Source organism: Chryseobacterium sp. AC417 (genome assembly GCF_979258215.1).
In genome coordinates, this window is sequence record NZ_OZ409845.1 from 1,366,669 (window position 1) to 1,378,896 (window position 12,228).

Annotated in this window: 6 protein-coding genes, 2 tRNA genes and 3 rRNA genes; 9 read left to right on the forward strand and 2 right to left on the reverse strand. The window is 39.4% G+C overall.

Features of this window, described 5'->3' with window-relative positions:
- Window positions 1-97: 97 nt before the first annotated feature.
- The 7 genes from gcvH (at window position 98) to rrf (ending at window position 6,967) form a co-directional block, all read left to right on the forward strand.
- Window positions 98-475 carry a glycine cleavage system protein GcvH gene (gcvH, locus tag ACZZ9T_RS06650; RefSeq protein WP_463430608.1) on the forward strand — a complete coding sequence of 126 codons (378 nt, stop codon included), beginning with the start codon at window positions 98-100 and terminating at the stop codon, window positions 473-475.
- On the forward strand, window positions 468-827 hold the full coding sequence (locus tag ACZZ9T_RS06655; protein ID WP_463441412.1) for a VanZ family protein: 360 nt from the start codon (window positions 468-470) through the stop codon (window positions 825-827). The genes gcvH and ACZZ9T_RS06655 overlap by 8 nt, the downstream gene beginning before the upstream one ends.
- Before the next feature lie 947 nt (window positions 828-1,774).
- Window positions 1,775-3,291: ribosomal RNA gene (locus ACZZ9T_RS06660) — 16S ribosomal RNA — on the forward strand.
- Between the two features lie 219 nt (window positions 3,292-3,510).
- Window positions 3,511-3,584 (forward strand) — tRNA-Ile (locus tag ACZZ9T_RS06665).
- Window positions 3,585-3,672: 88 nt separating this feature from the next.
- Window positions 3,673-3,746: transfer RNA gene (locus tag ACZZ9T_RS06670), tRNA-Ala, on the forward strand.
- 204 nt (window positions 3,747-3,950) lie between these two features.
- Window positions 3,951-6,710: ribosomal RNA gene (locus ACZZ9T_RS06675) — 23S ribosomal RNA — on the forward strand.
- Window positions 6,711-6,859: 149 nt separating this feature from the next.
- Window positions 6,860-6,967: ribosomal RNA gene (gene rrf, locus ACZZ9T_RS06680) — 5S ribosomal RNA — on the forward strand.
- Together the 16S, 23S and 5S rRNA genes with 2 tRNA genes alongside form the textbook arrangement of a ribosomal RNA operon.
- A 590-nt stretch (window positions 6,968-7,557) precedes the next feature.
- Here the strand turns inward: rrf and ACZZ9T_RS06685 are convergent.
- Entirely contained in the window at window positions 7,558-8,028 is a 471-nt protein-coding gene (locus ACZZ9T_RS06685; protein WP_463441413.1) for a VanZ family protein, read from the reverse strand.
- Window positions 8,029-8,212: 184 nt separating this feature from the next.
- A complete protein-coding gene (locus tag ACZZ9T_RS06690) occupies window positions 8,213-9,841 on the reverse strand; it encodes an acyl-CoA carboxylase subunit beta (protein ID WP_463430613.1) in 1,629 nt (542 codons plus the stop codon).
- 387 nt (window positions 9,842-10,228) lie between these two features.
- On the opposite strand from ACZZ9T_RS06690, the gene ACZZ9T_RS06695 reads away from it, so the two are divergent.
- Together ACZZ9T_RS06695 and ACZZ9T_RS06700 are read left to right on the forward strand one after the other, a co-directional pair.
- Window positions 10,229-11,107 carry a DMT family transporter gene (locus tag ACZZ9T_RS06695; RefSeq protein WP_463441414.1) on the forward strand — a complete coding sequence of 293 codons (879 nt, stop codon included), beginning with the start codon at window positions 10,229-10,231 and terminating at the stop codon, window positions 11,105-11,107.
- Window positions 11,108-11,120: 13 nt separating this feature from the next.
- Complete coding sequence (locus ACZZ9T_RS06700; RefSeq protein WP_463430617.1) at window positions 11,121-12,203, forward strand: putative type IX sorting system protein PorV2; 1,083 nt, start codon at window positions 11,121-11,123, stop codon at window positions 12,201-12,203.
- Window positions 12,204-12,228 lie beyond the last annotated feature (25 nt).

Here is a 12,228-nt window from a genome sequence, read left to right on the forward strand (position 1 = left end):
ATCAACCAGATTTCACGGTGTATTAAATAATCATTTATTTTTCTTTGAGCATATCTCTATTTTGAATAAATTTGTCAGTATTAAATAAAAAATTAAAATGAACACACCATCAGAATTAAAGTACACTAAAGATCACGAATGGGTAAAGATCGAAGGTAATGTCGCTACCATTGGTATTACAGACTTTGCACAGGGAGAGTTGGGAGATATTGTTTACGTAGATGTAGATACAGTAGATGATGACATCAATGGCGGAGACGTTTTCGGAAGTGTAGAAGCTGTAAAAACAGTTTCAGATTTATTCTTGCCGATTTCGGGAAAAGTGATCGAGTTCAACGCAGCTTTAGAAGATCAGCCGGAGTTACTTAACACAGAACCTTACGGAAACGGTTGGATTATCAAATTAGAAATTGCTGAAGGTGCGGATCAGTCAGAATTACTTTCTGCCGAAGAATACCAAGCAATCATTGGATAAGATTTCAAACATATTTATAAAGATACTGCCCATTTACTGGGCATTTCTTACCTATATGCTCCTTCGTCCCGGCGAAGAAAACCACGAATATTTCTTTATGTTCGATGGGATCGATAAAGTTTTGCATTTGGGAATATTTTCAATGCTTGGTTTTTCATTCATGGCAGCTTTCCCGAGAATCCGGTTCTCCTACTTCTTTCAGATTATCCTTATATATGCATTCCTCACAGAAATCCTGCAGGAAGAGATGCATCTCGGCAGATCTATGGAAAGTTTAGATATTGTAGCAGATACTATTGGCTGCCTAATCGGATACTATATATATAAGGTACTTATCAAACGTTATTTTTAGAATAGTTTCTCATATTTCTCACTTTCTTAAATAATGTTGTTTTTGGAAAAGAGTAGTTCATTTGTGTTTGTATTTTAAATTTTTTTCAGGGTTAATATTTTTGAGCACTTGTATAATATAACATTATATATTGGTTAAATGGTTTTCATTCCAAAGGAGTGTAATGTTTGTAGCAGAATTTGATAATGAAATATAAGGATTAAGAATAATCACAACCCTATACTATCTAATAATATGTAAGGTTTCTCTCTGATGTTGATACCGCGTTCTCCAAAATACCACTACAAATCCTTTGAACGCATCCATCCCAGATAGATTTTTAAAAACAATTCCACTTACTTTATATACTTTCTATAACCGATCCCATTCGCCACGCCTCATTTCTCCTACGCTCCCGTCACCAGCTTCACGACAGTCCTTCTCCTTTAAAATTTTTCTCTCACATTTTCAGTATTTTAGGTTTAAATATGAATTAAAGATCAACATTATGTTAACTTCTTTTGGTTGGATGGGTTAAAGTTTCTATCTTTGCCCCACTGAAAACGAGAGTATGACAGTAGCGCAGGAGAGCTTTAGGGCTGTAGTTTATATTACTTTAGGATAGAGAGAAACTTTTTAATAATTAATAAATTTTTAGCGATAAAAATTTGTGAGGTTTAAAAAGATTTGTATCTTTGCAATCCCAATACGGGGAGCGCAGGAGTAGTAGATTGGATGTTTAGAAAGAGGGTGTTTAGGGTTACTTAAAAAACTTTAAAATTTCTTCAAAAAACATTTGGTCAGGACGAAATAAATTATTACTTTTGCACACGCAAATACGGCAACGCCCAACGACAGAAAAGGGTAGCCGAGGGAGCGTAAGAGAAGAGATCATTGAAACATAGATATAACAACCAAGTAAGGAAAAGACTAAAGCGTCAATAACTTTGAGTGAGTCAGACAAACATACAATGGAGAGTTTGATCCTGGCTCAGGATGAACGCTAGCGGGAGGCCTAACACATGCAAGCCGAGCGGTAGAAGTCCTTCGGGACTTTGAGAGCGGCGCACGGGTGCGGAACACGTGTGCAACCTGCCTTTATCTGGGGGATAGCCTTTCGAAAGGAAGATTAATACCCCATAATATATTAACTGGCATCAGTTGATATTGAAAACTCCGGTGGATAGAGATGGGCACGCGCAAGATTAGATAGTTGGTGAGGTAACGGCTCACCAAGTCAATGATCTTTAGGGGGCCTGAGAGGGTGATCCCCCACACTGGTACTGAGACACGGACCAGACTCCTACGGGAGGCAGCAGTGAGGAATATTGGACAATGGGTGAGAGCCTGATCCAGCCATCCCGCGTGAAGGACTAAGGCCCTATGGGTTGTAAACTTCTTTTATACTGGGATAAACCTACTTACGTGTAAGTAGCTGAAGGTACAGTATGAATAAGCACCGGCTAACTCCGTGCCAGCAGCCGCGGTAATACGGAGGGTGCAAGCGTTATCCGGATTTATTGGGTTTAAAGGGTCCGTAGGCGGACTCGTAAGTCAGTGGTGAAATCTCATAGCTTAACTATGAAACTGCCATTGATACTGCGGGTCTTGAGTAAGGTAGAGGTAGCTGGAATAAGTAGTGTAGCGGTGAAATGCATAGATATTACTTAGAACACCAATTGCGAAGGCAGGTTACCATGTCTTAACTGACGCTGATGGACGAAAGCGTGGGGAGCGAACAGGATTAGATACCCTGGTAGTCCACGCCGTAAACGATGCTAACTCGTTTTTGGGTTTTCGGATTCAGAGACTAAGCGAAAGTGATAAGTTAGCCACCTGGGGAGTACGATCGCAAGATTGAAACTCAAAGGAATTGACGGGGGCCCGCACAAGCGGTGGATTATGTGGTTTAATTCGATGATACGCGAGGAACCTTACCAAGGCTTAAATGGGAATTGACAGGTTTAGAAATAGACTTTTCTTCGGACAATTTTCAAGGTGCTGCATGGTTGTCGTCAGCTCGTGCCGTGAGGTGTTAGGTTAAGTCCTGCAACGAGCGCAACCCCTGTCACTAGTTGCTAGCATTAAGTTGAGGACTCTAGTGAGACTGCCTACGCAAGTAGAGAGGAAGGTGGGGATGACGTCAAATCATCACGGCCCTTACGCCTTGGGCCACACACGTAATACAATGGCCGGTACAGAGGGCAGCTACACAGCGATGTGATGCAAATCTCGAAAGCCGGTCTCAGTTCGGATTGGAGTCTGCAACTCGACTCTATGAAGCTGGAATCGCTAGTAATCGCGCATCAGCCATGGCGCGGTGAATACGTTCCCGGGCCTTGTACACACCGCCCGTCAAGCCATGGAAGTCTGGGGTACCTGAAGTCGGTGACCGTAACAGGAGCTGCCTAGGGTAAAACAGGTAACTAGGGCTAAGTCGTAACAAGGTAGCCGTACCGGAAGGTGCGGCTGGAACATCTCATTTTAGAGCGTCATTAGACGATAAACAAAAAAAGATACTTAAATGTATCATGTACTTACTTAAAGAAGACGTTTTAGTTTTTTACTCGGTTGCTTATATTATAAAAATACAAAACCCACTAGAAATTAGTATCAGAGGGAGAGATTTAGAAAATAGAGGTTAGAAAATTAGAAGTTAGAGATTAGTCTAACATCTAGTGTCTAAAATCTAACATCTAAACAAAGTCTCGTAGCTCAGCTGGTTAGAGCGCTACACTGATAATGTAGAGGTCGGCAGTTCGAGCCTGCCCGAGACTACTAATTTAAAAAAGACGGGAAGAAGAAAGAGAAAAGAAAAAAGATACGTCTTTGTTCTTTATTCTTTACTCTCCAAGTCTAACTAGAGGGGGAATTAGCTCAGCTGGCTAGAGCGCCTGCCTTGCACGCAGGAGGTCAAGGGTTCGACTCCCTTATTCTCCACAGTTTTGCGAGTTTGATTTAAAAGTAAGATGGATAGAGCCAAAACAAATATCCATTTATCAGACGAGCAGAAAGAATTTAAAGATCATTGACATTAACGGTAAAAATATCACAAAGAGAAAACCGAGCGCAATTAAGCGTTTGAGTTTACAAAATAGTTTAATAGTAATATTAGACAAAATACTGAACTAATTAATAATTAGGAAAGAAATCGTTAAGGGCGTATGGCGGATGCCTAGGCTTTCAGAGGCGAAGAAGGACGCGGTAAGCTGCGAAAAGCTGCGGGGATCGGCACACACGAATTGATCCGCAGATGTCCGAATGGGGCAACCCGTCTGGTTGAAGACCAGTCACTCCGCAAGGAGAGCAAACCCGGAGAACTGAAACATCTAAGTACCCGGAGGAAAAGAAATCGAAGAGATTCCGTAAGTAGTGGCGAGCGAACGCGGATTAGCCCAAAAGTCTTTATATGTTTAAAAGAATGTTCTGGAAAGAACAGCCATAGAGGGTGATAGCCCCGTATTTGAAAGGCATACATAGATGATAAATGAGTAGGGCGGGACACGTGAAATCCTGTCTGAATATGGGGGGACCATCCTCCAAGGCTAAATACTCCTGAAAGACCGATAGTGAACAAGTACTGTGAAGGAAAGGTGAAAAGCACTTCGAATAGAAGGGTGAAATAGAACCTGAAACCGTACGCCTACAAGCGGTCGGAGCCCACAAGTTGGGTGACGGCGTGCCTTTTGCATAATGAGCCTACGAGTTAATTTTACTAGCGAGGTTAAGGACTTCAGGTCCGGAGCCGGAGCGAAAGCGAGTCTGAATAGGGCGTATAGTTAGTAGGATTAGACGCGAAACCTTGTGATCTACCCATGGGCAGGTTGAAGCTTTGGTAACACAAAGTGGAGGACCGAACCGGTTGACGTTGAAAAGTCTTCGGATGACCTGTGGGTAGGGGTGAAAGGCCAATCAAACTGGGAGATAGCTCGTACTCCCCGAAATGCATTTAGGTGCAGCGTCGTGTATAAGTTTATTAGAGGTAGAGCTACTGATTGGATGCGGGGGAGTCAAATCCTACCAATTCCTGACAAACTCCGAATGCTAATAAATGTTCCACGGCAGTGAGGGCGCGGGTGCTAAGGTCCGTGTCCGAGAGGGAAAGAACCCAGACCAACAGCTAAGGTCCCCAAATCTCTATTAAGTTGAAGCAACGCGGTTGGACTGCATTGACAGCTAGGATGTTGGCTTGGAAGCAGCCATTCATTTAAAGAGTGCGTAACAGCTCACTAGTCGAGCGGTCCGGCATGGATAATAATCGGGCATAAATAGAGTACCGAAGCTATGGATTTACAACCTCGGGTTGTATCTGGTAGGGGAGCATTCTGTTTGCACAGAAGCAGTAGCGTGAGCTATTGTGGAGCGTACAGAAAAGAAAATGTAGGCATAAGTAACGATAAAGCGGGCGAGAAACCCGCTCACCGAAAGACTAAGGTTTCCTCAGCCATGCTAATCAGCTGAGGGTTAGTCGGGACCTAACGCGAACCCGAAAGGGGTAGTGGATGGACAATGGGTTAATATTCCCATACTTGCTCACACTAAAAAGGGGACGGAGTGCCGTACTTACTGGAGACTGACGGAATAGTCAAGACCTAGCCTTCGGGCGAAGTTGCTGTAAGGAAAGTGCTTCCAAGAAAAGCCGAAGTGAAGCAACCCGTACCAAAACCGACACAGGTAGTCGAGGAGAGAATCCTAAGGTGCTAGAGTGAATCATGGTTAAGGAACTAGGCAAAATAGTCTCGTAACTTCGGAAGAAGAGACGCCAACAGCAATGTTGGCCGCAGTGAAGAGGCCCAGGCGACTGTTTATCAAAAACACAGGACTCTGCTAAATCGAAAGATGCTGTATAGGGTCTGACACCTGCCCGGTGCTGGAAGGTTAAGGAAGGGCGTTAGCAGCAATGCGAAGCGTTTGACTGAAGCCCCAGTAAACGGCGGCCGTAACTATAACGGTCCTAAGGTAGCGAAATTCCTTGTCGGGTAAGTTCCGACCTGCACGAATGGTGTAACGATCTGGGCACTGTCTCAACCATGAGCTCTGTGAAATTGTAGTCTCGGTGAAGATGCCGAGTACCCGCAATGGGACGAAAAGACCCTGTGAACCTTTACTATAACTTCGTATTGACTTTGAGTAAGTAATGTGTAGGATAGGTGGGAGACTTTGAAGCAGGCACGCTAGTGTTTGTGGAGTCAACGTTGAAATACCACCCTTTACTTACTTGGAGCCTAACTTCTTTTAGAAGGACATTGCGTGGTGGGTAGTTTGACTGGGGTGGTCGCCTCCAAAAGAGTAACGGAGGCTTTCAAAGGTACCCTCAGCACGCTTGGTAACCGTGCGTAGAGTGTAATGGCATAAGGGTGCTTGACTGTGAGACCTACAAGTCGATCAGGTGCGAAAGCAGGACATAGTGATCCGGTGGTTCCGTATGGAAGGGCCATCGCTCATAGGATAAAAGGTACTCCGGGGATAACAGGCTAGTCTCCCCCAAGAGCTCACATCGACGGGGAGGTTCGGCACCTCGATGTCGGCTCGTCACATCCTGGGGCTGGAGAAGGTCCCAAGGGTTGGGCTGTTCGCCCATTAAAGTGGCACGCGAGCTGGGTTCAGAACGTCGTGAGACAGTTCGGTCTCTATCTATTGCGGGCGTTAGATGTTTGAGAGGGCTTGATTCTAGTACGAGAGGACCGAATTGAACAAACCTCTGGTGTATCAGTTGTTCCGCCAGGAGCACCGCTGAGTAGCTACGTTTGGAAGAGATAAGCACTGAAAGCATATAAGTGCGAAACTCGCCTCAAGATGAGACATCTTTTAAGGGTCGTTGGAGATGACGACGTTGATAGGCTACAGGTGTAAAGTTGGTAACAGCATAGCCGAGTAGTACTAATTACCCGTAGATTTATAGCCTAATTGGCATCGCTTAATTGCGCAATCAAGGTTCTCTCTTTGTGAATATTCTTATCGCTTAAAACAGATGTCAGAAATAAGACATCAGATAACAGACTAGAAAAGTCTGAAATCTGAAATCTATCCTCTGATATCTTATATACAACCTTTAGGGTGGTTTTAGCGGTGGGGCTCACCTGTTCCCATTCCGAACACAGAAGTTAAGCCCACCAGCGCCGATGGTACTGCGAAAGCGGGAGAGTAGGTCGCCGCCAGTTTTTTTTTTAAAAGCTCCTCAATCGAAAGATTGAGGAGCTTTTTTTATGCAATACATTCAACAATACACTCCCAAAAAGACTCCTACTGAAAAACAGGAGTCTTTTTTGTTATAACAAATAATCAATTACTAAATAATGAAACCCAAAAAAGTCCTGTACTCAGTAGTATGGGACTTTTTATTGTTAGTATCTGGTTATAAGTCTTTTTATATCCTAAAAAAAAGTAAAAACCGGTTTACGCAAATAGATCCTGGAAAACTTTAAACTGAAAATAGAAAGCTATATGCAAAAGTCTGAACTAAGATAAAGTAGAAATAGCTGTACAGAAAGATTTATATAAAAGTAAAATACATACGTCCGTACAATTTTATACAGCACTCTTTTGTTCACAAGGATATCAAAAAATATAATGTGCTATAAATAAGAAAGAAAATTTACATAATATACTAATATTTAGCTATATAACCTTTTGTAGTCTGTTTTTATAAAGTAAAGGCATCCTTTAATATTGAGAATTAGTTACTCCATAATTTTATTCTACTTTGTACAAATTATATAATTGCATTCTATTACACTTAATAGATTAATTTTTATACAGTTGTTGAAGCTCTTTTTTTGTGTTCTAATAGCTCAAAGTGAAATTTAATATTTGCAATATTTTTCCAAGTTGCATATTTGAATAAAATAAAGCCTAAAAGCATTCCTATAGTATTAAGAAATACATCATCAATATCTGCAACACCGCGGCCTGAAAAATACTGTATAGATTCGATAATACTTATCATAATTAAAAAAAAGAAAGTAATTGGAACTAAACGATTGAATTTTTTAGCGCATAAGCCTAGCCAACCAAATGGACTAAACAAAAATATGTTACCAAAAATATTGACTATAAAAGCTTGATTATCTATATTATGATCATTAAAAAAATGTTGTATTGTAGTAAATGGATGATGCTGAATGTACGATATTTCAGATGGCTCTCTTCCGGAAGCATAAAACATCATATATAATAAAACAATTGTGTATAAGATGATAAATACTGCAAAATATCTTTTCATAGGTTTCCTTTTGGGATTAGTAATTAAAAAGAGGTGAATGCTATTAGTTTTCCTTTATACAACAAGAATCTTACCCTTATATTATGCCTTTAAGACAGTTTATAATTGTTTAATAATATTTAACATAATAAAAAAGCCTCACTTGTTAAAGTAAGGCTTGATTTAGTATTTGTGATTTTTGTAATCAGACTTGAATAACTCCCAAATTAAATTTTTCTGTTATAGGAGCATGATCTGCAGCTTCAATTCCCATAGAAATCCATTTTCTAGTATCAATTGGGTTAATGATGGCATCTGTCCATAATCTTGAGGCAGCATATGTAGCTTCAGTTTGTTTCAGGTATTTTTTAGAGATCGAGTCTAAAATTTCTTTATGTGCTTCTTCGGTAATCTCTTTTCCTTGTTTTTTCAATGTTGATTCCTGGATTTGAGCTAAAACCTTTGCAGCCTGAGAACCACCCATTACTGCTAAATCTGCCCAAGGCCAAGCTACGATCAGTCGCGGATCGTAAGCTTTTCCGCACATTGCATAATTTCCTGCACCGTAAGAATTTCCTGTAATAATAGTAAACTTAGGAACTACAGAATTAGCAACTGCATTGACCATTTTTGCACCATCTTTAATGATTCCGCCATGTTCAGATTTAGAACCGACCATAAAGCCAGTCACATCTTGTAGGAAAATCAATGGAATTTTTCTTTGGTTACAATTGGCAATAAATCTCGTTGCTTTGTCAGCAGAATCGGAGTAAATCACCCCTCCAAACTGCATTTCACCTTTACCGCTTTTTACCAGTTTTCTTTGATTGGCAACAATACCTACAGACCAGCCATCTACTCTTGCTGTGGCACAAATGATACTCTTACCATAATCAGATTTGTATTCTTCAAATTCAGAATTATCAACCAAACATTTTATGATTTCTAAAGTGTCATATTGGTCAGCACGAGAAACCGGCATAATTCCGAAAATATTATCTATTTTTTCTTTTGGTGGAAAACTCTCAATTCTGTCGAAACCAGCTTTATCATAGCTTCCGATAGATTTCATTATGTTTTTTATTCTGTTTAAAGCATCCTGATCGTCTTTAGCTTTATAATCAGTAACCCCGGAAATGGCACAATGAGTTGTGGCACCACCTAAAGTTTCATTATCAATACTTTCACCGATAGCAGCTTTTACCAAATAACTTCCGGCGAGGAAGATAGATCCTGTTTTGTCAACAATCATCGCCTCATCACTCATAATAGGAAGGTAAGCACCACCTGCAACACAACTTCCCATTACAGCTGAAATCTGAATGATGCCCATTGCGCTCATTTTAGCATTATTTCTAAAGATTCTGCCGAAATGTTCTTTATCAGGAAAAATCTCATCCTGCATTGGAAGATAAACTCCTGCTGAATCCACCAGATAAATAATCGGAAGCTTATTTTCCATAGCAATTTCCTGTGCTCTCAGGTTTTTCTTACCTGTAATCGGAAACCATGCGCCCGCTTTTACAGAAGCATCATTGGCAACTACAAGACATTGTTTTCCGGAAACATATCCCATCACTACAACAACACCTCCGCTTGGGCAACCACCATGTTCTTCATACATTTCGTAACCTGCAAAAGCTCCGATTTCAATAGAATCTGAATCTTTATCAAGAAGATAGTCAATTCTTTCTCTTGCCGTCATTTTTCCTTCATCACGCAGCTTCTGAAGCCTCTTCTCTCCACCACCTTTTTTTATTTCAGCAAGTAGACGGTTTATTTCAGATAATTTTAATTTGTTTTGATCTTCCCTTTTGTTGAATTCAATATCCATGAAACTTCTATTTTAATGTGCCTAAGATACTACTTTTATGAAAAATAATTTTCGATAAGTTTTTATGATTTAACATGATGAAAATCAGAAAATTATGAAATATTTAACATAGATAAGTTTTTTTATGTTTGTTTTTTTTATATTTTTACATAAGAGGAAAGGAGCTGATTACTCCGTTATAAATCCTCTGTTCCTAGTTTATTTTTTTAATAGTTTATTATTTGAAGGCCCTGAAAGTTCTATAGACTTTCAGGGTTTTTTGTGGATTTTTTTAAAATTTAGTATCATTTAGTTTCTGTCTAAATTTTCTTATGATCATCGTTAAATAGTAACGTTTTAATAAAATGCTATTTGTAAATTTGATCTTTTAAATATGATACATTAAATATGCAAAAATTAGCTCTTTTCAGATTGCATTTGATTGTTTTTTTGTGGGGATTTACTGCATTATTAGGGAAACTGATTACTGCAAATGCTCATATTCTGGTTTTCTACAGAATGTTGTTTGCTGCAATATTTCTATTTATCTTCATCAGAATTTTTAAAAAAGAAAGTATTAAAGTTTCAAAAAAACTTTTTTTACAACTTGCGGCCATAGGCTTTTTTATGGCGTTGCACTGGCTTTGTTTTTTTTATTCGATTAAAGTCTCTAATGTTTCAATTGCGCTCAGTTGTTTGTCATTGTCGACATTGTTTGCAGCAATTTTAGAACCTTTGGTTTTTAAGCGAAAAGTTGATGTTTCAGAAGTCGTCATGGGGATTGTTATTGTTGCCTGTATTCTGCTTATTTTTAAAACAGAATTTCAATATAAACAAGGCATTTTCTTTGGAATTCTCTGCGCAGTTTTTGGGACGATATTCTCTGTTTTTAATGGAAAACTATTTGGTAAAACCAGTCCGGGAAACATTATTTTTTACGAAATTTTCAGTGGTTGGCTTATTTTGTCTGTATTTTATTTATTATCAGGACAAATATTTCAAATGAACGAAATAAATTATAAGGATTTAGCGTTAATATGCTTATTGGCAAGTGTTTTCACAGCATTCCCAATGCTGGAATCGGTGAAGCTTATGAAATATATTTCTCCTTTCACATTAATTTTAACAGTAAATTTGGAACCAGTCTACGGAATTATACTAGCTTTTTTTATCTTTGGAGAATCAGAACATATGAGCTCTATATTTTACGTGGCATCATTCGTAATGATTTTAGCCATTGTAGCCAACGCTCTGATCAAAAGTAAGAAACAAAAAACAATTAACTAAGCATCTAATTTGCATGATGAAAAAATATCTTTTACTACTATTTTCCCTATTATTTGGGTTTTCTCAATCTCAGATTATCAGAAAATACTCCAATGAATTCCTAAATATTGGCGCAGGAGCGAGGGGTTTGGCTATGGGTGGTGCAGTAATCTCTAATCAGGATGATGTCTATTCACCGATGTGGAATCCTGCAGGTTTAAATGGAATTACTAAAGACTGGCAAGGAGCTGCGATGCATGCAGAATATTTTGAATCGATTGCGAAATATGATTACCTGGCGTATGCTAAAGTTCTGGAAGAGGGAGTTTTTGGTGTATCAATTGTTAGATTGGGAGTTGATAATATTTTGAATACAACTCAGCTAATTGATACTGAAGGAAATATTGACTATGATAAAATCACCAAATTTTCTCAGTCCGATTATGCGGGCATCATTTCCTACGCATTTCATCCGGGTGGAAATCCTAAATTAGACGTGGGTGTCAATGCGAAAATTGTCTACAGGAATGTAGGGAAATTTGCAAGCGGCTACGGTTTCGGTTTTGATGTAGGAGCAATATATAAAGCAGATAACGGATGGAAATTCGGAGGTATGCTTCGGGATGCCACTACAACGGTCAATTTCTGGAGCATTAACCAGGATGAGCTTACAACAGTCGTTAATGGCGAAGAGTTTAACCCTGCACCTACAGATAAAATGGAATTGACGATGCCAAAATTAAATGCCGGTGCAAGTAAGTTATTTGAGATCAACAGCAGCGTTTATATTTTGCCCGAAGCAGGAATTAATGTAGATTTTGCTAAAACGGCAGCGCTTCTTTCAACAGATTTTGCCAGTATTACCCCTTATGCAGGTGCAGAAATAGGATATCAAAAGATGATTTTTGTAAGACTGGGAGTCAACAGGTTTCAGTCGATTACTGATATTGAAGATTTGAGTAGAAAAGTTTCTTTTCAGCCGAGTGCAGGTTTAGGAATCAGATACAGGGGTCTTACCCTTGATTATGCCATCAGTAATTCAGGGATTGGCGGATCCAACTTCTTTTCTAATTTCTTTTCTCTGAAATTGGATATGGGAGAGTTTAGAAATGATTAAAATTCAGAAGTAATTTAAATAAAAA

Bases quoted from the DNA above. Each gene is read 5' to 3' on its own strand.
- ACZZ9T_RS06690 (WP_463430613.1), bottom strand. From the start codon at position 9,841: ATGGATATTGAATTCAACAAAAGGGAAGATCAAAACAAATTAAAATTA.
- ACZZ9T_RS06700 (WP_463430617.1), top strand. From the start codon at position 11,121: ATGATGAAAAAATATCTTTTACTACTATTTTCCCTATTATTTGGGTTT.
- ACZZ9T_RS06685 (WP_463441413.1), bottom strand. From the start codon at position 8,028: ATGAAAAGATATTTTGCAGTATTTATCATCTTATACACAATTGTTTTA.
- gcvH (WP_463430608.1), top strand. From the start codon at position 98: ATGAACACACCATCAGAATTAAAGTACACTAAAGATCACGAATGGGTA.
- ACZZ9T_RS06695 (WP_463441414.1), top strand. From the start codon at position 10,229: ATGCAAAAATTAGCTCTTTTCAGATTGCATTTGATTGTTTTTTTGTGG.